Annotated in this window: 20 protein-coding genes; 13 read left to right on the top strand and 7 right to left on the bottom strand. The window is 64.9% G+C overall.

All coding sequences use genetic code 11. From position 1 onward, the window contains the following. The first annotated feature begins 123 nt into the window (after nt 1-123). From K7W42_RS04865 to K7W42_RS04825, 9 genes are all read left to right on the top strand, one after another. Nucleotides 124-2,628 carry a heavy metal translocating P-type ATPase gene (locus K7W42_RS04865; protein WP_224572765.1) on the top strand — a complete coding sequence of 835 codons (2,505 nt, stop codon included), beginning with the start codon at nt 124-126 and terminating at the stop codon, nt 2,626-2,628. Next, nucleotides 2,625-3,146: a DUF305 domain-containing protein gene (locus tag K7W42_RS04860; RefSeq protein ID WP_224572762.1), complete on the top strand. Its 522-nt coding sequence runs from the start codon at nt 2,625-2,627 to the stop codon at nt 3,144-3,146. The genes K7W42_RS04865 and K7W42_RS04860 overlap by 4 nt, the downstream gene beginning before the upstream one ends. A gap of 103 nt (nt 3,147-3,249) precedes the next feature. Continuing rightward, nucleotides 3,250-4,188, top strand: a complete 939-nt coding sequence (locus tag K7W42_RS04855) for an STM4015 family protein (protein ID WP_224572760.1) — start codon at nt 3,250-3,252, stop codon at nt 4,186-4,188. A gap of 2 nt (nt 4,189-4,190) precedes the next feature. Continuing rightward, a complete protein-coding gene (locus K7W42_RS04850) occupies nt 4,191-5,108 on the top strand; it encodes an STM4015 family protein (protein WP_224572759.1) in 918 nt (305 codons plus the stop codon). Then, complete coding sequence (locus K7W42_RS04845; protein ID WP_224572758.1) at nt 5,105-6,217, top strand: STM4014 family protein; 1,113 nt, start codon at nt 5,105-5,107, stop codon at nt 6,215-6,217. The genes K7W42_RS04850 and K7W42_RS04845 overlap by 4 nt, the downstream gene beginning before the upstream one ends. Next, a complete protein-coding gene (locus K7W42_RS04840; protein WP_224572757.1) occupies nt 6,211-7,011 on the top strand; it encodes an STM4013/SEN3800 family hydrolase in 801 nt (266 codons plus the stop codon). The genes K7W42_RS04845 and K7W42_RS04840 overlap by 7 nt, the downstream gene beginning before the upstream one ends. Continuing rightward, on the top strand, nt 7,008-8,339 hold the full coding sequence (locus K7W42_RS04835; RefSeq protein WP_224572756.1) for an STM4012 family radical SAM protein: 1,332 nt from the start codon (nt 7,008-7,010) through the stop codon (nt 8,337-8,339). The genes K7W42_RS04840 and K7W42_RS04835 overlap by 4 nt, the downstream gene beginning before the upstream one ends. A gap of 94 nt (nt 8,340-8,433) precedes the next feature. Continuing rightward, the gene (locus K7W42_RS04830) at nt 8,434-9,393 is read left to right on the top strand and encodes an STM4011 family radical SAM protein (RefSeq protein ID WP_224572922.1); all 960 of its coding nucleotides are present in this window, start codon (nt 8,434-8,436) and stop codon (nt 9,391-9,393) included. A 110-nt stretch (nt 9,394-9,503) separates the two neighbouring features. Continuing rightward, nucleotides 9,504-9,890 (top strand): VOC family protein, encoded by a 387-nt coding sequence (locus K7W42_RS04825; RefSeq protein WP_224572755.1) that lies wholly within the window; start codon nt 9,504-9,506, stop codon nt 9,888-9,890. Between the two features lie 163 nt (nt 9,891-10,053). On the opposite strand, the gene K7W42_RS04820 is transcribed toward K7W42_RS04825, so the two are convergent. The 4 genes from K7W42_RS04820 to K7W42_RS04805 all read right to left on the bottom strand — a co-directional run bounded on the left by K7W42_RS04820 (nt 10,054) and on the right by K7W42_RS04805 (nt 13,335). Further along, nucleotides 10,054-11,055, bottom strand: a complete 1,002-nt coding sequence (locus K7W42_RS04820; protein WP_224572754.1) for a DUF6745 domain-containing protein — start codon at nt 11,053-11,055, stop codon at nt 10,054-10,056. After that, nucleotides 11,055-11,351, bottom strand: coding sequence for a DUF8820 family protein (locus tag K7W42_RS04815; protein ID WP_224572753.1), 297 nt, complete (start codon nt 11,349-11,351; stop codon nt 11,055-11,057). The genes K7W42_RS04820 and K7W42_RS04815 overlap by 1 nt, the downstream gene beginning before the upstream one ends. A gap of 341 nt (nt 11,352-11,692) precedes the next feature. Continuing rightward, on the bottom strand, nt 11,693-12,898 hold the full coding sequence (locus tag K7W42_RS04810; protein ID WP_224572752.1) for a trans-sulfuration enzyme family protein: 1,206 nt from the start codon (nt 12,896-12,898) through the stop codon (nt 11,693-11,695). Between the two features lie 107 nt (nt 12,899-13,005). Next, nucleotides 13,006-13,335 carry a DMT family transporter gene (locus K7W42_RS04805; RefSeq protein WP_157458398.1) on the bottom strand — a complete coding sequence of 110 codons (330 nt, stop codon included), beginning with the start codon at nt 13,333-13,335 and terminating at the stop codon, nt 13,006-13,008. 153 nt (nt 13,336-13,488) lie between these two features. Between K7W42_RS04805 and K7W42_RS04800 the strand changes: the two genes are divergently transcribed. Then, the gene (locus tag K7W42_RS04800; RefSeq protein ID WP_224572751.1) at nt 13,489-13,908 is read left to right on the top strand and encodes a response regulator; all 420 of its coding nucleotides are present in this window, start codon (nt 13,489-13,491) and stop codon (nt 13,906-13,908) included. 556 nt (nt 13,909-14,464) lie between these two features. On the opposite strand, the gene K7W42_RS04795 is transcribed toward K7W42_RS04800, so the two are convergent. Then, entirely contained in the window at nt 14,465-14,908 is a 444-nt protein-coding gene (locus tag K7W42_RS04795; protein WP_224572750.1) for a DinB family protein, read from the bottom strand. A 257-nt stretch (nt 14,909-15,165) separates the two neighbouring features. Here K7W42_RS04795 and K7W42_RS04790 point away from each other — a divergent pair, with 257 nt between their 5' ends. Further along, nucleotides 15,166-15,804, top strand: a complete 639-nt coding sequence (locus K7W42_RS04790; RefSeq protein ID WP_224572748.1) for a glycine-rich domain-containing protein — start codon at nt 15,166-15,168, stop codon at nt 15,802-15,804. Between the two features lie 496 nt (nt 15,805-16,300). On the opposite strand, the gene K7W42_RS04785 is transcribed toward K7W42_RS04790, so the two are convergent. Beyond that, nucleotides 16,301-17,542 carry a glycoside hydrolase family 16 protein gene (locus K7W42_RS04785; protein ID WP_224572746.1) on the bottom strand — a complete coding sequence of 414 codons (1,242 nt, stop codon included), beginning with the start codon at nt 17,540-17,542 and terminating at the stop codon, nt 16,301-16,303. A 357-nt stretch (nt 17,543-17,899) separates the two neighbouring features. On the opposite strand from K7W42_RS04785, the gene K7W42_RS04780 reads away from it, so the two are divergent. Beyond that, nucleotides 17,900-18,820, top strand: coding sequence for an MBL fold metallo-hydrolase (locus K7W42_RS04780; protein WP_224572744.1), 921 nt, complete (start codon nt 17,900-17,902; stop codon nt 18,818-18,820). Nucleotides 18,821-19,280: 460 nt separating this feature from the next. Here K7W42_RS04780 and K7W42_RS04775 read toward each other — a convergent pair whose 3' ends face one another. After that, a complete protein-coding gene (locus K7W42_RS04775) occupies nt 19,281-19,640 on the bottom strand; it encodes a hypothetical protein (protein WP_224572742.1) in 360 nt (119 codons plus the stop codon). Between the two features lie 747 nt (nt 19,641-20,387). On the opposite strand from K7W42_RS04775, the gene K7W42_RS04770 reads away from it, so the two are divergent. Next, entirely contained in the window at nt 20,388-21,884 is a 1,497-nt protein-coding gene (locus tag K7W42_RS04770) for a histidine kinase N-terminal 7TM domain-containing diguanylate cyclase (protein WP_224572739.1), read from the top strand. Nucleotides 21,885-22,013: the final 129 nt, after the last annotated feature.

The raw sequence follows: 22,013 nt of genomic DNA, 5'->3' as shown, positions 1-22,013 counted from the left end.
TGGGGGGGATACTTGGAAAGGTGTCTCCAATGAACGTACATTCACCTTGTCAAAGAAGTTGGAAGGAGGTAGTCTCCTCTTATCCCCCTGGGGGGGATTGCTCTTTAGGGCAAGGGAGGCAAAGTGAGCGCCACGTTGGAATTTGGGCTGAGCGGGATGACCTGCGCCAACTGCGTGGGCCGGGTGGAGCGCACCCTGACGAGGACGCCCGGCGTGCAGAGTGCCGCCGTCAATCTGGCCACCGAACGGGCCACCGTCACCTACGACCCTACCCAGGTGGATGCAGCGGCCCTGCTGGCACGGGTGCAGGACGCCGGGTACGAACCGCAGGTCGAGACTGCTGACTTTGCTGTGGGCGGCATGACGTGTGCCAACTGCGTGGGGAGGGTGGAGCGTGCTTTGACCCGGACCCCCGGTGTTCTGGGCGCCAGCGTGAACCTGGCGACTGAACGCGCCCAGGTGCGCTACCTGCCCGCTGTGGTCGGGGCCGCCGAACTGCGCGCCGCCGTCCAAAGTGCCGGATATGAGACCCCGCAGCCGGCGCCTACCCAGACTGCTGCCGACCCCCGTGCCCAGGAGGTGGCGCGTCTGCGCCGAGATGTGATTCTCAGTGCCGCCTTCGCCGTGCCTCTGTTCCTGCTGGCGATGGTGCCCATGCTGTTCATGCCGGTGCATATGTGGCTAACCGGGCTGGTCAATGAGCGTGACCTGAACTGGGTCATGCTGGCGCTGGCGGCCCCGGTGCAGTTTGGCCCTGGCCGCCGTTTCCTGCGGTTGGGTGTGCAGGCGCTGCGGCACCGCTCGCCGGATATGAATACGCTGGTGATGCTGGGCACCGGGGCGGCCTTCCTGTATTCCGCCCTGGTCACGGTGGCCCCTGGCTTATTTCCTGCCGGCACAGCGCATGTTTACTTTGAAGCGTCGGCGGTGGTCATCACCCTGATTCTGTTGGGCAAACTGTTTGAGGCCATTGCCAAGGGCCGCAGCAGCGCTGCCATGCGGGCCCTATTGCAGCTTCAGCCCAAAACGGCGCATGTGCTGCGCGCCAGGCAGGGCGTGGATGTGCCGGTAGAGGAGGTGCGCGCCGGCGACCTGTTGCTGGTGCGCCCCGGCGATAAGATTCCGGTGGACGGCGAGGTCGTCTCTGGACAGTCGTTCGTGGATGAGTCCATGCTGACCGGCGAGAGCGTGCCCGTCGAGAAAACGTCAGGGGCAGTCCTGACTGGCGGGACCCTGAACGGGCACGGCGCGCTGCACATGCGCGCAACGAAGGTGGGGGGAGACACCGCACTGGCCCAGATCATGGCGCTGGTCGAGCGGGCGCAGGCCACCAAGCCCCCCGTGCAGGCGCTCGCCGACCGCATTGTGGTGGTGTTCGTGCCCGTGGTGCTGGCTATCGCTGCGCTGACGTTCGCGGCCTGGCTGGCCTTCGGTGGGCCCGGAGCCCTAGGACAGGCGCTGGTGAACACGGTGGCGGTGCTGATTATCGCCTGCCCCTGCGCGATGGGGCTGGCCACGCCCACCAGTGTCATGGTGGGCACTGGCCGCGCCGCCGAGTTGGGGGTGCTGTTTCGCAGTGGCGCCGCGTTAGAAGGTCTGCAAGCCGCCCAGGTGGTCGCGCTGGACAAGACCGGCACCATCACCTTGGGGCGTCCTCACCTGACCGACCTGCTGACAGTGGATGGCGTGGACGAGCAGGCCCTGCTGGCCCTGGTGGCCGCTGCCGAAACGGCCAGTGAACACCCGCTGGCCCGCGCCATCGTGGCGGCGGCGCAGGACCGTGGCCTGACGCTGCCCCTGGCCGAGGGAGTCCAGGCCCGCCCTGGTTTTGGCCTGGACGCGCGCGTGGCAGGGCAACAGGTTCAGGTGGGCAACGCGCGGCTGATGGCACAGGCTGGCGTGGACGCAGAGCCGCTGGCCGAGGCGGCTCTGCGCCTGGCCGAGCTGGGCCGCACTCCCGTCTACGCCGCTGTGGACGGTCAGCTCCGTGGGCTGCTGGGTGTAGCTGACCCCCTCAAGCCCGGCAGCGCCGAGGCCGTGCGCGCCCTGCAGGCCCAGGGGCTGGAGGTCGTGATGGTCACGGGCGATCATGAAGGCGCCGCGCAGGCGGTGGCCCGGCAACTGGGGATTGCCCAGGTGCGCGCCGAGGTCCTGCCAGGTGAAAAGCAGACGGTGGTGCAGGCTTTGCAGGCGGGCGGGCGCCGCGTGGTCTTTGTGGGCGACGGCATCAATGACGCCCCCGCGCTGGCCCAGGCGGATGTCGGTGTGGCCATCGGCACCGGCACCGATGTGGCTGTCGAGACCGCCGACATAATTTTGATGGGCGGCGACCTGCGCGGCGTGCCGGCGGCCGTCACCCTCAGCCGCGCGACCCTGCGCAACATCCGCCTGGGACTGTTCTGGGCCTTTGCCTACAACGTCTTGCTCATTCCGGTGGCGGCCGGGGCGCTGTCTCCCGTCTTCGGCTGGCAGCTTAGCCCAGTGCTGGCCGCCGCTGCGATGGGCCTGAGCAGTGTCTTCGTGCTCAGCAACGCCCTGCGCCTGCGCCGTGTACAGCCGGCCCTGCGGCCCCAGCCAGCCGCGGCCGTCCCTGTCCTCACCCAACCTCGTCCCCAGGAGACCCTATGACTATCCCGATTCGCCCGATGCTAGCCCTGCTGCTGTGTGGTAGTGCCCTGGCCCAGACCGACCATAGTGCCCACGGCGCTATGACGGCTCCCAGCTCCGACCGCACCTTCCTGAGCGGCATGGTGGCCCACCACGTTGCGGCCGTCCAGATGAGCAAGCTGGTGCTGGCGACCACCAAGAACGCCCAAGTCAAAGGCTGGGCGCAGACTATTCTTAAAGCCCAGGAGCGGGAGATTCGTCAGATGAACACGCTGCTGGCTGGAGGCCGCGACACGGCTGCCGCTGCCCGCATGACCGCCGAGATGGCGTCTATGCTGGGCCGCCTGAAAGCTGCTGCGGGTGTCAGCCGCGACCGCGTGTTCGTGCAGGGCATGGTGGGCCATCACGCCAGCGCCGTGACGATGGCCACCGGCGCCCTGACCACCTCGCGCTCGCCCGCCGTTCTGAAACTGGCCCGTGACATCGTGCGCGCCCAGGCCCAGGAAATCTACGACTTTCAGCTGTATCTGAACCGCTAGAGAAGTAGGGTTCAGCAAGGGGCGAAGCTTACTGGTCTCGCCCTCTATCAACTGGGGTCAGGTCCAGAGGCAGCCCCACCAGCAGACGTATAAGCTACGGGGCATGGCCTCCTCGTATGGCAACCTCGAAAGCTTTGCCGGCTACGACATCGTGCAGTGGCAGCCAGGGGACGCCCTGGGCGACCCACAGCGCGTGATCCACCGCATCAGCACCGACTTTGACGGCGAGCACGCCTGGTCAGAGTTGCTGGCCGCCTTCCTGGCGCAGCCTGGCGTAGAGCAGATTCAGGGCCTGGTGGTCGGGTACTGGGGCGTGGACACCCTGATAGATGAGGACCCGAATGAGGTCTGGGTCAAGGCGCTGCGGGCCGCCGCGCCCCGTTTTCCAGAGCTGCGGGTGCTGTACCTCAACGACATCTCGGCCGAGGAACACGAGGTGTCGTGGATTAACAATACGGACCTCTCGCCGCTGGTCATGGCGTTTCCGGGCCTGACCCACCTGGGCATCCGGGGCGGCAATAATCTGGAATTGCCCGCCCTCTCTCTGTCTGCGCTGGACACCCTAACAGTAGAGGCGGGTGGCTTGAGCGCCGAACTGGTGCGGCAGGTGATGACCGCCGACCTGCCAGCGCTGCGTCACCTGGAGCTGTATCTGGGCACCGAGGACTACGGCGCGACGAACAGCGCCGACGACCTGACCCCCATTCTGGACGGCACCCGGTTTTCCCGGCTGACCTATCTGGGGCTGAAAAACAGCGACCATCAGGACCAGATTGCTCAGTTGCTGGTGGCGGCGCCGGTCACGCAGCGGCTGGAGGTGCTGGACCTCTCGATGGGCGTGCTGACCGACGAGGGCGGCCGCGCCCTGCTGGACAATCCCGCGCTGGGCCACCTGAAAAAGCTGGACCTGGCTTTCAACTGGCTGTCCGATGAGGTGCGGGACCAGCTGATCGCCTGGGCCGAGCAGCAGGGCGTGGAACTGGATGTCTCGGACCCGCAGGACGCAGAGGATGACTGGCGCTACGTGGCGCTGGGAGAATAACTGTGGCGATTTACGATCACCTGACCCGCTTTGGTGACTTTGACGTGGTCTCCTGGGTGCCGGGCGACCCGCTGCCCGACCCGGCGACCTCGGTGGCCCGCATCGCTCTGGACTGGGACGATGAGGACTCCTGGCCCGAACGCTTCCGCATCTTCCTGACCCTGCCGGGCGTGGAGGCGACCCCAGGGCTGGTGGTCGGTTGGTGGGACGGTCAGGGCAACAACGAGCCGCCCACCGCAGTCGTGGAGGCGCTGGTCACGGCGCGCGACCGTCTGCCTGCGCTGCGCGTGCTGTTCTTCGGTGACATTACCGCCGAGGAGAACGAGATTTCGTGGATTGAGCAGGGCGACCTCTCGCCGCTGCTGGCGGCCTATCAGGGCCTGACGCACCTGGGAGTGCGCGGTGGCAACAACCTCAGCCTCGGCCAGCTGGACTTGCCCGAGTTGCAACTGCTCATTCTGCAGTCTGGGGGCTTACCGGGCGAGGTCATCCGTGAGGTAATGGGCGCGCGGCTGCCCGCGCTGCACCACCTGGAACTGTATTTCGGGGCCGTCAATTACGGCGCCACCGGCAGCGCCGATGACCTGAGCCCATTACTGGGCGGCACCCTCTTGCCGCACCTGCGCTATCTGGGGCTGAAAAACAGTGAATTTCAGGACCAACTCGCGCAGGTGCTGGCCGGCGCTCCGGTGCTGGACGGTCTGGATACCCTGGACCTCTCGCTCGGCACCCTGTCGGATGAGGGCGCCGCCGCTCTCCTGGGCAGCGAACGGGTCGCGCGGTTGCCGCACCTTGTCATTCGGCATCATTTCTGTACGCCGGACACCGTGGCGCGCCTGGAAGCGTTGGGCCCCCAGGTGGACGCCGACGAGGCCGGAGATCCCGACGACGACTGGCGGTTTGTGGCTCTGGGCGAATGACGGCCGACCTGCTGCTGATTGCGCCGCCGGAGAGCCGCCGCGTGCGGGCGTTTCAGGCGTCGCTGGCCGAACAGGGCCGCCCACCCGCGCGGGTGGTGGCGCCGCTGGACGTGCTGCGCGGCGCCGTAGACCTGGCCTCGCTGGTGCGGCCCGGCAGCGTAGTGCGGCTGGACTCTACCGGCGAAGAGATCGCCACCGAGGAAGCGTTAATTCGGCTGGGGGGCGGCGTCCCCGGCGACCTGGCCGGCGGCGAGCTGGCGCCCATGCGCGCCTGGTACGCCGGATTCAGCCGTTACCTGGCCGAGGTGGACGCCGCTCTGGCCCAGGCCCCGCCACACCGCCGGATGCAGCGAAGGGATCACATCCTGACCATGTTCGACAAGGCCGCGACCCACGCCCGCCTGCACGCGGCCGGGGTCCCGGTGCCCGAGGCCCTTCCGGAAGTCCATTCGGCCGAAGAACTGATAGCCGCCGCCACGGCGCGCGGCTGGTCGCGGGTGTTCGTCAAACTGACCTACGGGTCCAGCGCGTCCGGGGCAGTGGCGCTGCAGTGGCAGGGGCCGCGGGTCTCGGCCATGACCACCGTGCGGCTGGTGGACGGGCGGCCCTACAATTCCCGCCGCCTGGTGCGCTACGAGGGGGGGCCGGAGGTCCACGCCCTGCTGGATGCCTTGGCCCCCCACCGCCTGCACGTAGAACGCTGGCTGCCCAAGGCCAGTTTCCAGGGGCGCACGGTGGACTTGCGGATGGTGGTGATCGGCGGGCGGGCGCAGCACACCCTGGTGCGTTCGGCCGCCGGGCCCATCACCAACCTCCATCTGGGCAATGAGCGCGGCGACCTGGAGGCCCTGAAGGCCGCCGTAGGACCGGCGCGCTGGGCACAGATTGGCCAGGTGGCCGAACACGCACTGGCCGCCTTTCCCGGCGCCCTGTACGGCGGGGTGGACGTGCTGCTGACCCCTGGGTTTCGCCGCGTGGCGGTGCTGGAGGTCAACGCCTTCGGCGACTATCACCGGGGCGTGCGGGTGAATGGTCTGGACACCTACGGCGCCCAATTGCGCGCGCTGGAAGAAACGGCCGAGCCGGTGCAGGCGGTGGCCCGATGCTGAACGCCCGCGCCCTGATTCCTGCCTGCGACGTGGTCCTGCTGACCCTGGACAGCCTGCGCTACGACGTGGCCCAGGCGGCATTAGCAGCCGGCGAACTGCCGACGCTGGCGCCGCTGCTGCCCGGTGGGCAGTGGGAGCAGCGGCACACGCCCGGCAGCTTTACCTACGCCGCACATCAGGCATTTCTGGCCGGATTTCTGCCGACCCCCGCGCGGCCTGGGCGCCATCCCCGCTTATTTGCCGCGCAGTTTGAGGGCAGCGCCAGTACCTCGGGGCGCACCTTCACCTTTGAAGAAGCCACGCTGCCAGCCGCGCTGGCGGCGCGGGGCTACCATACGGTCTGCGTCGGTGGCGTGGGTTTTTTCAACAGCCGCACGGCCCTGGGGAGCGCCCTGCCGGCCCTCTTTCAGGAGGCGTACTGGTCGCCTGCCAGTGGGGTGAAGAATCCTGATTCGGCACGGGTGCAAATTGACTTGGCTACTCAGCGGCTGGCCGCGCTGTCTGGGCGCGTCTTCCTGCTGCTGAATATGGCAGCCACCCATACGCCCACCCACTTCTATCTGCCCGGCGAGCGGCGCGATAGCCCCGCCACCCAGCGCGCCGCCCTGCGCAGCGTAGACGCGGCGCTGCCCCCCCTGCTGGCGGCCCTGCGCGCCCGAGGAGATACCCTGATGATCGTGTGTGCCGACCACGGCACCTGTTTTGGCGAGGACGGCTATCACGGTCATCGCCTGGCCCACCCGCTAGTCTGGACCGTGCCCTACGCTGAATTTGTTTTGCCAGGCGCCGCATGACCCGGCCCGCCCCCCTGCCGGAAGCGCTGCGCGGCGGCCCCTATCAGGCCTATACCTACGGCTACCCGCACAAGACGGCTTACCGGCCCCTGGACCCGCCAGTGGAGCTGCGCGAGGCCTGGGCGGCAGAGGACCGCCGCAGCCTCTATCTGTATCTGCATGTGCCGTTTTGCGAGATGCGCTGCGGCTTTTGCAACCTGTTCACGACGGTCGGGGCGCCGCCGGCCCTGGAAGACGCTTACCTGGACGCCGTGACCCGACAGGCCCGCGTGGTCCGCGAAGCGCTGGGTGACGATGCGCAGTTCTCGCGGATCGCGCTGGGTGGGGGCACGCCCACTTACCTGTCGGCGCCCGAGCTGGAACGGGTGTTCGATCTGCTCGCGGGGAACTTCGGTGCCCAGCCATCGGCGCTGCCCACCAGCGTGGAGACCTCGCCTGCTACGGCCACCCCCGAGCGCCTGGCGGTACTGGCCGAGCGGGGCGTGAGCCGGGTCAGCATCGGCATTCAGAGTTTTATTGAGGCCGAGGTGCGCAGTGTGGGCCGTGCTCAGCGGACGGCGCAGGTGCAGGAGGCGCTGGAGAACATCCGCGCAGCGGGCCTGCCTGTACTCAATCTGGACCTGATTTACGGTCTGGCCCACCAGACGCCGGAGACCTGGCTGTACTCGCTGCAAGAAGCGCTGCGCTGGTCGCCCGAAGAACTGTTTCTCTACCCGCTGTACGTGCGGCCGCTCACCGGCATCGGCCGCCTGGGCCGCACCTGGGACGACGAGCGGCTGGAACTGTACCGCCTGGGCCGCGACTACCTACGCGCCCACGGGTATCAGCAGACCTCCATGCGCCGCTTTCAGAAGGCTGGGCTGCCGCTGGCCCCAGAGCCGGAATACACCTGCCAGTTGGACGGCATGGTGGGCCTGGGCTGCGGCGCCCGCTCGTACACGCGCGGGCTGCATTACTCCAGCGAATACGCCGTGGGGGCACGCGGCGTGCGCGAGATTCTACACAACTACGTGGGGCGCCAGAACACCGACTTTGCCCACGCCACCTACGGCATCCGCTTGTCCCCGGACGAGCAGCGGCGGCGCTATCTGCTGCAATCGCTCCTGCACCGTCAGGGTCTGTCGTTTGCGGCGTACCAAGCCGCGTTTGGCACTGACGCTGGGCAAGACTTTCCAGGGTTGGCTGAGCTGGTCGAAGGGGGCTATGCCGAGCGCACCGATGAGGGCCTGACCCTGACCGATCACGGGTTTGAACGGTCCGACGCGATTGGTCCCTGGCTCTATTCGCCCGCCGTGCGGAGGCTGAGCGAGGCCTACGAGTGGAGCTGAGAGGCACCAGGGGGACTGGGCGATACGCCTCCATTCCACTTCGGCTGCTGTCAGCGCTGGTTCCTCGCTCGGCTCGCTTCGGGAGGCTGGCGTGATGCACTCCAGCCCCATAGAGACCGCTTCGGCCTCACCCTCCCACCTCAGCGTGCTGTACCGGGGGCCGCTCAGCAGCTGCAATTACGCCTGCCCCTACTGCCCCTTTGCCAAGCACACCGAAACCGCCGAGGAACATCGCGCCGACACGGCAGCCCTGACCCGGTTTACGGACTGGGTGGCCGCGCAGACCTCACCGCTGTCAGTGCTGTTTACCCCCTGGGGCGAGGCGCTGGTGCGGCGGCGTTATCAGGCGGCCATCACGGCCCTGAGTCACCTGCCCCACTTGCGCCAGGTGGCCATTCAAACGAACCTCAGTGGGCGGCTGGACTGGCTCGCGGACGCGGCGCGGGACAAGGTCGGCCTGTGGGCCACCTATCACCCCGGCGAGGTTCCCCGTGAGCGCTTTCTGGCCCGCTGCGCGGAACTGGACGCGCTGGGCGTGCGCTACAGCGTGGGCGTGGTGGGGCGCCGCAGCCAGTTGGCCGAGATTGAGGCGCTGCGGGCGGCCTTGCGGCCCGAAGTGTATCTGTGGGTGAACGCCTTCAAGGTGGGACCGGGCTACTACACGCCCAGCGATCTTGCCCGCCTGAACGCCGCCGACCCCCTGTTCGAGGTCAACACCCGCCGTTATCCCACGCGCGGGCAACCGTGTGGCGCCGGCGAAATGGCCATCAGTGTGGACGGCGACGGCACGGTGCGCCGCTGCCACTTCATCGCGCGGCCCCTGGGCAACCTCTATGCCCAGCCAGTGGCGGAACTGCTGCGCCCCCGCCCTTGCAGCCGCCCCAGCTGCGAATGCCACATCGGCTACGTGCATCTGCCCGCGCTGGGCGCCGAAGACGTGTACGGCCCTGGGCTGCTGGCCCGCATTCCAGAGGGACCGGGCTGGGCGGACCCGAGTGCATATCTGGCGCGGGCGAGGCAGTTGGTGGGCGGGAGTGGGCGCGCCGCTGGCTGAAGGCAAGATGGGGGCTCAACGTCTTCAGCGCGCAGTATGCTCAGGGCCGGTGCTGCGTCCCGGCGTCCGGCTGCTTGAGACCTCGGGCCAACACACCAGGAGTTGCTCGCATGAGCATTCGCTTCAATCACGCGATTATTGCCGCCATAGACCGGCAGGCCTCGGCGTCCTTCTTTGCCTGCGTGTTCGGTTTACCCGAGCCTGTGTCCTGGGGCCCCTTTACCAGTGTCACTCTGGAAGAGGGCGTTCATCTTCAGTTTGCAGAACCCGCTGTCGCTGAGATTCAGATGCAGCACTACGCCTTTCTGGTCGAGGATGACACCTTTGACCAGATCTATGGGCGCCTTCAGTCAGGTGGGTTTGACCACTGGGCCGACCCGCAGCGCGCGCTGCCGGGCCAGATCAACACCCATCACGGGGGCCGGGGCGTGTATTTCACCGACCCCGCCGGACATGGGCTGGAAATTATTACGCGGCCCTACGGTGGGGTCAGCTGACGGAGGGGGGTCTTGCCCGGCCGTAGAGTGCCCCGTCATGCCGTGTAGGCTGCTCTCTGTGTGGTGGTCAATGGCGCTGCTGCACAGCTTTGCCAGGCAGAGACTTGAGAGGGTCTCGCAAGCTGGCGGCGAGCCGACTCGTAAAAGACTGACTCTCTACTCCTCACGCTTCAATCGCAGGCTGGTATTGACTAGGATCATCAAAGCCAGCCAGCCACGCCGAGGCCGCGTGCGCTGTGCGAATGGTAGGCGGCACACGCAGCACGTATTGGCGCGCAGTGGACGGGCAGGCCACGCTGACGGCCACGAACGGTTCGTCGTCCGGCAGAGGCACCCGCACCAGCGTGCGCTCGCCGCCTGCGTCGCGGTCGCGGTCCAGCACCTCGGCGCCGACCTCCGTCAGAAAACGCTCGTAGCCCATGCGCTCCATCATCACCCGGCGCACTTCGGTGTTCGGCTCGGCCAGCACCTCGGCGCCGGTCAGGGTGTCTGGCTGAAAGGCCACGCGCGCGTCCACCCGTACGCCGCGCCAGCGCAGCGGGATGGGCTGACCGGCGGGCAGGGCAGTCAGGCCACTGCCGGCCACATCCAGCCAGCCGTTGACCCGCAGCCCGGCGGGCAGCGCCGTAATCCCCCGGCAACCGGACACGTCCAGCTGGGCAATTTGGGTCAGCCAGGCGGGCAACTCGCGCAGGCTCAGGCAGTCGCGCACGCTCAGGTGGCCGTAGCGCACGCGGCCCTGCTGGGGCCAGCCGCGCAGGGCGTCGCAGCGGCTGAGATTCAGAAAGCAGACGTCCAGGCCCTCGGGCAGAGCTTCAAGTGACAGCGCGTCTTGCAGGCTCAGCGACCCCACCATTAGGCCGGTTGGTAGCTCACTCAGGCGGGTGCAACCGTCCAGCGTAAGGCGAAACTGTACCCGAACACCAGCTGGCAGGTGGGTGATGGGCAGGTTGCGCGCTACCAGTTCGCCCACCTGCAGGGTCTCGGGTAGGGTATGAACACCGGTGTCACTGATGTCCAGCACGTCGCCGCACAGGCCCTCGGGCAACGAGGTCAGAGTTTTTTCGCCGCTCAGGTCCAGTTTGCCGCGAAAGTGCAGACCGCCCGTCACCTCGCCCCGCAGCACCCGGGTGCGCGCTTCAGCCGCCGAGACCGTAGCCGTCATCAGTCGATCACCCGGCGAATGGCCTGAGGGCTGTATTCGCGCTGCATCCAGACGCGGTAGTCGCCGCGTGGCAAGGTAATCGTGGCGTGCTCCTCGTGAATGAGCTCGGCCGCGTCGCTCAGCACCCGTACGTAAGTGGCCAGGCCCGCCTGGAACAATTGAACGCTGCTGGGGTCCTGAAAGCGGTGGCTGTGGCCGGTTACTTCTCCGCGCGCCAGGGTCGCGCCTGCGCGGGGCAGGGCCGGGGGCAGGGTTTCAACGCGTTGCACCAGCACATCACCATGACGATAAAGCATGTTCTCCTCCTAAGTGCATAGCCTTGTTCTGCTCACAACATAACACATAGCCGCTTGGAGAACAATTGCGACCTCTTGAAAGCGGGTTAATGTCTGCGTTCTGGCAGCGAATGCCCGGTTCACCCTAAGGCCAAAGGTGCCCTTTAGTACCGTTGGTGTTACCAGCTCTTTCGATCACCTTTTCCGTCTCGGAAAGCAGTAGGGGTGATGACTCTTGGCCGCTTTGGCTGCCACTTTAACAAGTCGGACAGGATCGCCATTTCCCCCATCCGGAACAACGAGAGGCCAGCATTCCCCTGCAGCCGGCCCCACCTTGATTTTTGGTTTTTAAGGCGAGCCTCTTACCGGCTGACCGTTTCTGGCTGGGCTGGGACCTGGTCCAGCGCCCTCAGTACATCGTCAATCAGGTCGGCCGCGTCTTCAATGCCGACGCTTAGGCGCACCAGACCCGGCGTGACGCCCTGGCGCAGCAGCGCCTCGTCGCCCAGCAGGGCGTGGGTGGTGCTGGCGGGGTGGCAGGTCAGGCTTTCCACGTCGCCCAGGCTCACGGCCTGCGTGAACAGCTTCAGGCCATCCACAAACGTCATGGCGGCGGCGCGGGTGCCCAGTTCTAGACTGACCAGTCCGCCAAACCCGCTCATCTGCCGGAGGGCCACCTCGTGGCCGGGGTGGTCGCTGAGGCCGGGGTAAAGGGTGGCCGCCAGGGCCGGGTGACCACGCACCGCTTGGGCCAGCGCCAGCGCGCCTTCGCAGTGGGCGGCCATCCGCAGCGGCAGCGTCTTCATGCCGCGCAAGAACAGGTACGCCTCAAACGGCCCCAGGGAAGCCCCGACATGCCGCAAACCGACCAGCCGCAGTTCGGTCAGTAGGTCCTCGCGGCCCGCCACGATGCCGCCAATGGCGTCGCCGTGCCCGCCCAGGTACTTGGTGGCACTGTGCATCACGAGGTCAATGCCGTGTTCGGCGGGCCGGGTCAGCGCTGGGGTGCTGAAGGTGTTGTCCACCACGCTCAGGGCACCCACTCCCTGCGCGGCGCGCGCCACACGGGCCAGGTCCACGATGTTCAGGCGCGGGTTGGTGGGGGTTTCGACCCAGATCAGGCGCGTTTTGGGGCTCACCAGGGCGTCCAGGGCGTCTTCGTCGGCCGCTTCATGAACGGTCACACCAAATTTAGCGGCCACCTCGTGCAGAAAGCCGGTGGTGCCGCCGTACAGTGGGGCCACGAAAATGACCTCGTCGCCGGGTTGCAGCAGCGTCAGGCAGATGGCCGACACCGCGCCCATGCCGCTGGCAAAGGCCACCGCTTCGGGCAGTCCTTCCAGGTCGGCCAGCTTGCGCTCAAAGGCGCGCACGGTGGGGTTACTCAGGCGCGAGTAAAAATAGCCGTCTTCCTGGCCGGCAAACAGGCGCTCGCCGCGTTCGGCGCTGCCGTAGCCAAAGGTGCTGGTGGCGTAAATGGGGGTGGCGTGGGCGCCTGTGGATGGGTCAAGGCCGTGACCGGCATGAACGGCGCGCGTCCGGAAAGAGAAGGTTGGGTTGTCGCTCATGCCCTCTACTGTACGCGACCTGTCCAACGAACGTTTGTTCTAGACAGCGCGTCCAGTCTCGCTGGCCAGGCGGTTTCCGTTGTGCCAAAGCCTGGATGGGCGCCGTGTCAGTGCTTGGCTGTTCCACTGATATTCAGCACCACGACCCCCAAAATGATCAGGGCGATGCCAGCCACAGCCATTCCGTTAAACGCGTCCCGGAAATACAGCCAGCCCACGATTGCCGTCAGCGCTGTGCCCACGCCGGACCACACGGCGTAGGTGAGGCCCAGAGGAAAACTTTTGAGAATTTGGGCCATGAGTGCAAAGGCCGCCGCATACCCCAGCACCACAACCACCGAGGGAATCAGGCGGGAAAACCCATCAGACGCACGCAGCGCCGCTGTGGCCAGCACCTCCGCCACGATGGCGAGGGCCAGCAGGAGGGCTGGTTTCATGAGTGAACCATAGGCGGCAGTGACCATGTGCTGTGCACAAGAGGAAGGAAAGAAATCGCACGCATGACGCCAGAATATGCTGCCCGCCGCTGCCTGAGAGTTGTGCTGCGACGTTGACCATTTGGCCCCTTGGCAATATGCCATGCTGGTCCTATGCCCAACCGCATGCGTGTTCTGGTGGTCGACGACAGTCCCGCCGACCTCATGCTGGCTCAGGTCGCCCTTGAAACTCATGCTGACCGGGTGCGCCTGACCACAGCCCCCGACGGCGAAGCGGCACTGGCTCACCTGCGGGACCCTGAGCAGCCTTTGCCGGACCTGATCCTGCTCGACATCAACATGCCAGGGCTGACAGGTCTTCAGGTGCTGTCGTCTATTCGCCACGACCCTGCTCTCTGTCATCTGCCCGTCGGCATTCTCTCGACCTCGGAAAGTCAGACGAACATTCTGGATGCCTATGACCGGCAGGCGAGTTTCTACATTGTCAAGGCGCCGCATCTGAGTGAGCTGATGCAAATGTTTGAACGGCTCATCGCGTTCTGGTCGTTGACACCGCGTCTGCCAAATTGGTAAGCGAAAGTTGCATTAGCCGCCTTGATATGGGTGCGTAAGGCGTGAGCATCCATAAATCCGTCGAGCAAAGGGAGACGGGCCATCACAACTTGATGCTCGACTTCAGGGATGCCTCTAGCCTTCCTGTGGCCTGAGGACTCACCGGTAGAGGATACGTTGGTGCACTTTGAGCTGACTGCGCCGGCGGTGCCCTTGATCGTGGGGGCTGGTAGGGACGCTAGCCCGCTCTACATCAGGCAGGCTGTTGTCATACCCCTAGAGCTTCACCTCAACAACAGGCTGGTATAAACGGGCTAGAGCTGCTTTGAACGAGGCCGGCGTGGGTTCTTTTCTCTGTCATGGTGCTAGCTGTGAGGAAGACGTAGCGCATGCGTATAGTTTGCAAGTTAATGCTCGCCGTCAGAAATCGTTTGCAGTGTCGGCGTGGGAGGCTCTGGGGCAAATGGTGGCCTTCTGGCTACAAGTGCAACATTGCTCCGGCACCAGAAACTGAAGACGGCGATCAGAGGAAGGCTTTGCACCCGATCTGGCACCGCTGCAAGTTCAGCCTATGGTGTTACGGCCAAATGTGCATGACCTGTCGAAGACTCACAATCTTGCCCAGGTGGTAGGCCGTATGGACGGCCAAGAACTCTAGCCCGTCACGCCACTGGGTGTGGGGGTAGCCGGGTTCCGGCGCCGTCAGCCAGCGTTCATCCTTTGCCTGGGTGACGGCTCGCCTGGAGTACAGCATGAACAGCGCGACCAGATCGTCCCACTCGGCCTGGCTGGCGGGTGATGGGTCGGGCGGGAAGTGGTGGGCATAGGGCCAGTGTTCCAGGACGGCCCGGCCCTCATCCAGGCTGATTTTCAGTACCATCGCCGCGTGCCAGAGTTCCTGATAGATGCTGTGCGGCACGTCTTGCGGCCGCGCCGTCACCTGTTCAAGCGTCAATCCAGCAAAGATGGACTCACGTACGGCAAAACCACCTGTCAGCAGCAGATCGTCCCAGTCATTCATAGCGTGGCCTCTAGCATAGCGAGCAGGCCACAGCTCCTCCACCTCAAGGCAAGAAGGCGACCCAGAGGCCGCCTTGATTTCTCCAAGGGGGCGCCATATTCGGGCCGCGTTAACGTCGGCCAGCGCATCTACTGCTCTGCTGTATGGGCTGAAGGGCTCTGCCCTGACAGGCCGCTGACACGGCAGGCCAATGCTGGCCTCAGCCGGGCAAACAGACCGCGCGACAGCTGACACCGAAGAGATCCCTGGAGGCAACGATGACCGCCCACCGCGCACCCACCCCCAACCCCGCCTTGAACACCTGGTCCCTACCCGCTAGCCTTCACGACCGTTTGCAGCGCGAACATGGTTGGACAGCTCCCTTTCTGTCTGGCGCTGAGCGTGAATATCGCCGCTTTGTTTACCTTGCCACTCAGGGCCAGGGTGTCACCCCCTCGCAGAGCGTGGATGAGGTCTGGCACGCGCACATCCTCTTCACGCGGGATTACGCCGCGTTTCAGGCGGTGCTGCCAGCCCCTCTGCACCACGAGCCGGGCACCGGCGGCCCTGGAGATGACGACCACTTCCGGGAACAGTACGCGCGCACCCTGGCTGAATACGCCTTGACCTTCGGCGAAGCGGCGCCGGACACCTATTGGCCCAGGCCGGTAGCGGCCATGACCCCAGCCACGTCGGTGCGTCACCAGCCCCAGACCTGGATGGGGCTGCTGGGCGCGTTCATCTTTCTGACGTTCTTGATGGGGTGGCCGCTACTGAGCGGCCTGGGGGTCATTGCGCTGCTGGCGCTGGGTGCCCGTGGGGCCAGTCTGACGCTGGCCGGTGATGGGGTTGACGGGGACAGCAGTGATGGTGGGTCCAGTTGCGGGAGTGGCTGCGGTGGAGGCTGCGGCTCCTGACGAGAAGACACTCGCCTGATCGGGTGGCCTGGGGACGTCAAGCTGAGGAGGTGTCCTAACCCATTCGCCACATCCAATTGGTGGCCAGGTCAGGTTCATTTCCTCCTTAACAGGAGCGCTCCATCGGACAGATATGTGGCGGTGAGGATTGCCCTGTCACCGAGGACCTGCGGGCATGTTGGAGGCGCCTCAGACTCATTGAGGCCAGCCTCCAAATGGCCAGCTGGGAGCGTGTCAGGGCGCACCACGTCAGACTGGCAGGTTATTGGCCACTGCTGGTCAGGCTGACGCGGCAATTACGATCTGCAAGCGTTTTCTCGAACCATTTCTGGTGAAGACTTGCCTTCTTCCTGTCCTCAGGCACACCGACGCCCCAGATTGGCGTTACCGATCTGGAGCGCTGGTGTGGGTCTTGTTATGAAGGGCTGGCGAAGGATGCCCTCTGGCTGACCGTGAGCTCACTAGGCCAACAGCTCACCGTGGCAGTAGATGTCCCTTACTGTTTGAAGAACTCCACGTCATCGAAGTACAGATACTGGTACGCTCCGGCCGCCGTGTGGAAGCCAATCTCCGCCTGCCCGTTGGTCACGTTCACATTTGGAATGCTCACCTGTGTCCAGTTCGTGTAACCGCGGATGTCGAGGCTGCGCTGCGCGCCACCGAAGTTCTTGACCAGCATCTCGCCGACGCTTTGCCCGCCGATCGAGCGCACCCACGCCCGCATGGTGTAGTTGCCGCTGGCCAGCCCGGTCTTGATCTGGTACGTGTGCACTTCATAGGGCGAGGTGCTGTACTCCGTGCCGTGCATGCCGTTGCGGCCGTTATACGTTTCCGCGAACGCCGTGCCCTGGTACGCATTGTTTGGTGACCACACGCCCCAGCCGCTGAGGCCCCCATCAAAGGAACTGTTCGTGACAAGGTTCGGCCCCGCCGTGTTGCCGCCAGTGTCCCGGTAGACGCGCACGTAGTCCACGTACTGATACTGCGGAAAGGTGGTGCTGCCATCCGGATTCCCATCAAACATGCCGCCCACGGCGGTGTTCATCACAAGTTGCATGGTGCCGCTCGTGATGTTCGCGGTATGACGGGCGCGCTGCACCCCATCCACGTAGAAGGTGATGCTGTCGGCCAGCCACTCCACGCGGTAGGTGTGAAACGCCTGACTCAGGTCGGGGCCAGTGTAGGTGCTCGTCTGGTAAGCCTGGTTTGGATAGCTTCCCCACCAGTGCGTCATGACGTTGACGGCGGGTTGCGAGCCCCGCACCTCCATCACGTCGATCTCGGGCGGCCAGGCCGAGCCACAGCCGTCAATGCCGTTGCAGGCTGTACTGACCAGCCAGTTCGCTGGCCAGATGCCCTTGCCCTTGGGGATCTTCGTCCGCCATTCGACGGCGCTGCCGCGCGTGACCGTCACGTTGTTTCCGCTGCGCACCTCGCCGGAAGAGTACCCGCGCCCCCCAAAGGCACGTCTCTGCGTGCGGAGCACCAGGCTGCCGCCCTGCACCGACACGTCTTCCGGAGTGTAGTACTGCAATTCGCTGTTTACGTTGGCCGGTCCGTTGACAGCGATCCACTTGCTGGTGTCCAGACCAGTGCCGTTAAACTCGTCGGCGTACACAAGGCTCCAGGTGGCCTGGGCGTGCAGAGAAGGTGCGCCTGTGGCAGGCGGCGTGGGCGCGGGACTGCACGCGGCGAGGCTGAGGGCGAGGGTGGCGGCGACGGGTAGGGACCGGTGCATGACAAACCTCCGATTGGGCAGCTCACGCAGGCCCACCAGCGCAGCAGGACGCGCCGTGAGGACGAGTGCGGGTCACCCGATGAACTGTGGAACGCCATCACCCTAACAAGTGGTGAAAGCGTTTTCAATCTTCGGACTCAGACAGGTCACGCTGCTCACTAGACCGGTTCAGGTAGAACGTAAAAGTGAACCCTTGTGAACGCCAGAGATTAGCTGCTGGTGCCTCGGGAGGATGAATGCCTTAGAATCGCTGAAACATAGTCTGCCGCCCTGCGCCTGCAAATGCCTACAGCTCTCCTTGAGTGGCCTGTCCAACAGCGTGCCTTCAGAGGCCCTACGGCCGCGCGAAAATGAGCTATGGTTCAGCCGTTCATTCAGCCCACCCCCATCGCGCCCCTGGCATCCGACGGCTTCAGCGTCATTCTGCTGGGCACCGGCACGCCACGTGCCTACCCAGGCGCCGCCAAACCTGCGGTGGCTGTTGCCGTCGGCGGCCAGGTGCTGCTTTTTGACTGCGGCAGCGATACGACCCGGCAGCTGATCGCCTCTGGCCTCATGCCGCAGCGGGTGCGGGACGTGTTTTTTACCCACCACCACTACGACCACAACGCTGGTTTTCCAGATCTCTTCATCAGCAGCTGGCGTACACATGTGGGCGTTATCGAGGGGCGCGCCCAGGCCATGCGGGTCTATGGACCCAGCCGGACCCGTGAGATCATCGGGGCCTTCCACGCCGCTCTCGCCTACGATATTGACCTCCGCATCGCGTACAACAAGTCCGAGGCGGCTGGCGCCCACGTGGAGTACACCGAATGCAATGCCGGCGTGGCATTTGATGAGGGGGGGGTTCGCGTGACCGCCTTTGAAGTTGACCACCGGCCGGTTGAACCTGCGCTCGGCTATCTCATTGAGTTTGGCGGTCGCCGGGTCGTGATTAGTGGAGATACTCGTCCAATGCCAAGTACCGTGCGCCACGCGCAGCAGGCAGACCTGCTGATCCACGACGCCTATCAGGCCCAGTGGCTGGCCGAGATCGCCCAGGCCCATCCGGCGCAGGCGGTGCAGGTCACCAATCCGGCCAAGTACCACACGACCACGCTGGAGGCGGCGCAGGTGGCCCAAGACGCTCAGGTCAAGCATCTCGTGCTGACGCACCACATTCCGGTGCCGCTGGCGACGCCGGAAGCGGAGGCCGCCTATACGGCGGGAATGGCTGACATCTATGCTGGGCCGATCACGGTGGGCCGTGACTTGATGCGCTTTGATCTGCCCCTCTAGGCTGCAAAGAGCGTGTAGGCCGGAGTTCCCCTGGACTGCTTGAGATCTGATCGCCTCAGTTAGAGGCTCACCTTATTGGCAAGAGATCGCCATGAGGTCGCATGTGGTGCTCAGGTTCTCCTCAACAGGGCCTGGTGGTCTACTGGAGGCGTGGTTCGCTTTTGCTGGAATCTCTGGCCTGCTTGTCCCCAGTGGCGCTGACCAGGACGGGGAACACTTCGTGGCAGGCGCCATTCGCAGCGCGGCAGCCCAGTCTCACCGTCTATGAATACGGGTTGAACGCGGTGTAGGTGCAGCGGCTGGCTCCATGTTGACCCTTCGGAATCCCTCACGCCTGGAAACTGGCGCTTTGCGCTCGCCAGACACTCTGATGGATTGGCATTGACCCAGGCAGAAGTAAATGGAAACAGGCGCAAATCCTGACTTGAGCCATCCGTGCTTGAGAGCGGCAGGCTTTCCTCTATTCCGTAGGAGCGTGAAGTGTAACTGGCAGGCTGCTGAAGGTCTCTCCAGTCATGTCCCGGACATGCGCGCTGACTTGAAGAGGCAGGAAGAAGTGGGGCTCCAACTGAGTGAGTGCCTGAAACGGTAAGGACATAAGGAGGCGGTCGCCGGGATAGAGCAGCGCTGGCAGTGGCCGGGTCGTGGTAATCCCCAGGGTGGAATCGAGAGGAAGGTCAATGAAGTGGGCGGCATTGCCCTGAAGAGTGATGGTGCGAACCACAGGAACGGTGTCATCACCTGAGTTCGTGACGGAGATCAGGAGATACAGCCGTGCGGAGATATAGCCGGTGGTGAGTTTGACTCGGAGAGAGTCCATGCGGGGAGTGTTGACCTTTTAACGTTAATGGACCGTTATTGCGCAGGCCGCCTGGCATGGCAGAGAACAATGCACTCGTCATGGCAAGTGCTTGGCTTTGAGAAAAAGCGCCGAGGTCGTAGGTTCAGGCGACCTGTTGTCTGGTCCTCAACTGTCAGAGGTGCCAGACCTATTTGATCGTGGAGCACACGCTTCGTCCATCCCGAAGGTAGAAAGCAGCCTGTGCCGAACCTGGTCACGCCCTCCTCGTCTAAGTACAATGGCGTATGAAATCACTTCATTGGCGCGCGGTGAAGCAGGAGCCTGTCCCCAAAGGGGCAAACAGCCTGGCGTCGTTGGTTCAGGCACCAGAGCAGCAGCCGGAAGCCACTCGCGCGGCAACTGACCGCATCACAGCCGCAGCCCGAGGGTGAGTCTGGGGTAATCCCGGCCTGACTTTAGTGGGCCACCAGAGGCCTTTTTTAGCCTGGTGGAGTACAGGCCACAGGCTCGTCAACCGGTCAAAATATGCCCGCACCTGGACTGCGGCTCTGCCAATTTGCTGCACAGGTGAGGCCCTCGCCCCAACCGAGTCATTCTGTCCTTCATCTAGGCGGAGAGGGAGTCGGCGAGTGGTTGGAAAGGTACCTGCCACCCTGCGCCGTCAGGGCAGGCTTTCTCCAGCCTTCAGAGAAGAAGCCGGCCACCCTCGGTGAGACTTTCGCAAGTCGCCTCGTCCTAAGCTGCGCTCACCTTCCCGGCTGACCCATGACGACCTACACCCTGACCTCTGCCACGCTGCTGCCGCTGCTGGCGTTGTCAGGTACTCTCCTGATGGCTGGGAGCATTCTGCACCGCCTGGGACAGCCTCTTCAGCGGGCGTTCCTGGCGGTTCTTCTGGGGATTTGTGTGTGGCTGATTGGCGACATTCTGTCCCTTACGGCCAGTGACGCGCAGGACCGGTGGCGGTGGGGCCTGGTGCAGTTCCTGGGCATTCTGACCATTCCTGTCGCGTGGCTGGCCCTGGTCCTGCGCTACTTGCGGCCACTTCCTGAACCTCTGCCCCTCTCGCGGCTCCTGCCCCTGCTGGTGGTGCCCTACCTGGCCCTCGTGCTGCTCTGGACCAATGAGCAGCACAGTCTGATCTGGCGCTTCCCGCCAGGCACGGTCCCCACCTGGGGCCAGGTCGAGCGCATGCCGCTGTACTGGCTCCTGATCGTGGCTTATCCCAACGTGCTACTGGTGTGGGGCGCCTGGCGGCTGCTCTCCACCTGGCGCTCTGGGCAACGCTCTGACCGCGCCCAGAGCCTCGTGATGCTGTTGACCGTACTGGTGCCTAACGCGGTCAACACCGCTTTTCTCCTGGGCATTCCGGTTTTGCCTGGAGGCGTGGCGCCTGCACCGGTTTTTTTCGCGCTGTGTTTACTGCCTGTTGCCTGGAGCATGAGGCGCTACGGGCTGCTCCGAGTGGCGCCGCTCGCTCACCGTCAGGTCGTCGAACAGCTCACAGATGCGGTTTTCGTCCTGGATGCCCATAACCGGATTCTGGATATCAATGAGCGTGCCCTCCGGCTGGCTGGCCGCCCTGCTCCCGAACTGCGCGGCGCACAGATAGGTGACGTGTTTCAGAGTTGGCCACAGATGGTCGAGGGTCGCACCGCCGAGTGGCGCCCCGGCCGCGAGGTGTGGGAGTTGCGCCTGTCAACGGTACGCAACGCATGGGGCAACACCCTGGGGCAAGCCGTGGTGGCGCGTGACGTGACCACCCGCGCGCAAGAGCATGCCCTTGCACAGCGCCTGGCCCATGAGGACACACTGACCGGCCTGGCCAACCGCCGCGCCTTCGAAACGGATCTGGTTCGTGAAACGGCACGTGCCCAGCGTCATGGGCTGACACTGGCGGTCGTCATGATTGATTTGGACGGCCTGAAAGCCGTCAATGACCGTCAGGGCCATGCCCACGGCGACGCGCTCCTCTCGGCCTTTGGGCGCGCGCTGCCTGGGGCTTTCCGTCCCGAGGACCGCGCCTACCGCCTGGGAGGAGATGAATTTGCGCTGCTGCTGGCCCACAGCGCGGCGGAGGGCGAACCAGCCGTTCACGAGCGGGTCGCCAGTATCGTGCGAGATGTGCAGGCGCGGGGCTTTCCCGAGCTGGGGGCCAGTGTCGGAGCGGCGTATTTTCCGCATGAGGGTGTTGGTGAAGCGCTTCTGGGGCTTGCCGATGAACGTATGTACGCCCAGAAGGCGCGGCGGCGGGCAGGTTGAGTCCTTAAAGCGGTGGTAGCGAGGCTGCCAGGAGAAGCAGAGTTGCCTCATTCCTGCTTCAACCTACAATTGGCCTGAACCGTTTAAGACTTCATGAATCAGCGGGCCGTGAGGCTTCTGAAAGGCCAG

Origin of the sequence: Deinococcus betulae (assembly GCF_020166395.1) — a bacterium.
GTDB lineage: Bacteria > Deinococcota > Deinococci > Deinococcales > Deinococcaceae > Deinococcus > Deinococcus betulae.
The sequence above is the reverse complement of the archived record's forward strand: the minus strand, read 5'-3'. Positions and strand labels throughout refer to the sequence as shown.

Excerpts from the sequence above, each read along its gene's own strand:
- K7W42_RS04860 (WP_224572762.1), top strand. The coding sequence starts at position 2,625 with ATGACTATCCCGATTCGCCCGATGCTAGCCCTGCTGCTGTGTGGTAGT.
- K7W42_RS04855 (WP_224572760.1), top strand. The coding sequence starts at position 3,250 with ATGGCCTCCTCGTATGGCAACCTCGAAAGCTTTGCCGGCTACGACATC.
- K7W42_RS04845 (WP_224572758.1), top strand. The coding sequence starts at position 5,105 with ATGACGGCCGACCTGCTGCTGATTGCGCCGCCGGAGAGCCGCCGCGTG.
- K7W42_RS04840 (WP_224572757.1), top strand. The coding sequence starts at position 6,211 with ATGCTGAACGCCCGCGCCCTGATTCCTGCCTGCGACGTGGTCCTGCTG.
- K7W42_RS04835 (WP_224572756.1), top strand. The coding sequence starts at position 7,008 with ATGACCCGGCCCGCCCCCCTGCCGGAAGCGCTGCGCGGCGGCCCCTAT.
- K7W42_RS04830 (WP_224572922.1), top strand. The coding sequence starts at position 8,434 with ATGCACTCCAGCCCCATAGAGACCGCTTCGGCCTCACCCTCCCACCTC.
- K7W42_RS04825 (WP_224572755.1), top strand. The coding sequence starts at position 9,504 with ATGAGCATTCGCTTCAATCACGCGATTATTGCCGCCATAGACCGGCAG.
- K7W42_RS04820 (WP_224572754.1), bottom strand. The coding sequence starts at position 11,055 with ATGACGGCTACGGTCTCGGCGGCTGAAGCGCGCACCCGGGTGCTGCGG.
- K7W42_RS04815 (WP_224572753.1), bottom strand. The coding sequence starts at position 11,351 with ATGCTTTATCGTCATGGTGATGTGCTGGTGCAACGCGTTGAAACCCTG.
- K7W42_RS04810 (WP_224572752.1), bottom strand. The coding sequence starts at position 12,898 with ATGAGCGACAACCCAACCTTCTCTTTCCGGACGCGCGCCGTTCATGCC.
- K7W42_RS04805 (WP_157458398.1), bottom strand. The coding sequence starts at position 13,335 with ATGAAACCAGCCCTCCTGCTGGCCCTCGCCATCGTGGCGGAGGTGCTG.
- K7W42_RS04800 (WP_224572751.1), top strand. The coding sequence starts at position 13,489 with ATGCCCAACCGCATGCGTGTTCTGGTGGTCGACGACAGTCCCGCCGAC.
- K7W42_RS04795 (WP_224572750.1), bottom strand. The coding sequence starts at position 14,908 with ATGAATGACTGGGACGATCTGCTGCTGACAGGTGGTTTTGCCGTACGT.
- K7W42_RS04790 (WP_224572748.1), top strand. The coding sequence starts at position 15,166 with ATGACCGCCCACCGCGCACCCACCCCCAACCCCGCCTTGAACACCTGG.
- K7W42_RS04785 (WP_224572746.1), bottom strand. The coding sequence starts at position 17,542 with ATGCACCGGTCCCTACCCGTCGCCGCCACCCTCGCCCTCAGCCTCGCC.
- K7W42_RS04780 (WP_224572744.1), top strand. The coding sequence starts at position 17,900 with ATGGTTCAGCCGTTCATTCAGCCCACCCCCATCGCGCCCCTGGCATCC.
- K7W42_RS04775 (WP_224572742.1), bottom strand. The coding sequence starts at position 19,640 with ATGGACTCTCTCCGAGTCAAACTCACCACCGGCTATATCTCCGCACGG.
- K7W42_RS04770 (WP_224572739.1), top strand. The coding sequence starts at position 20,388 with ATGACGACCTACACCCTGACCTCTGCCACGCTGCTGCCGCTGCTGGCG.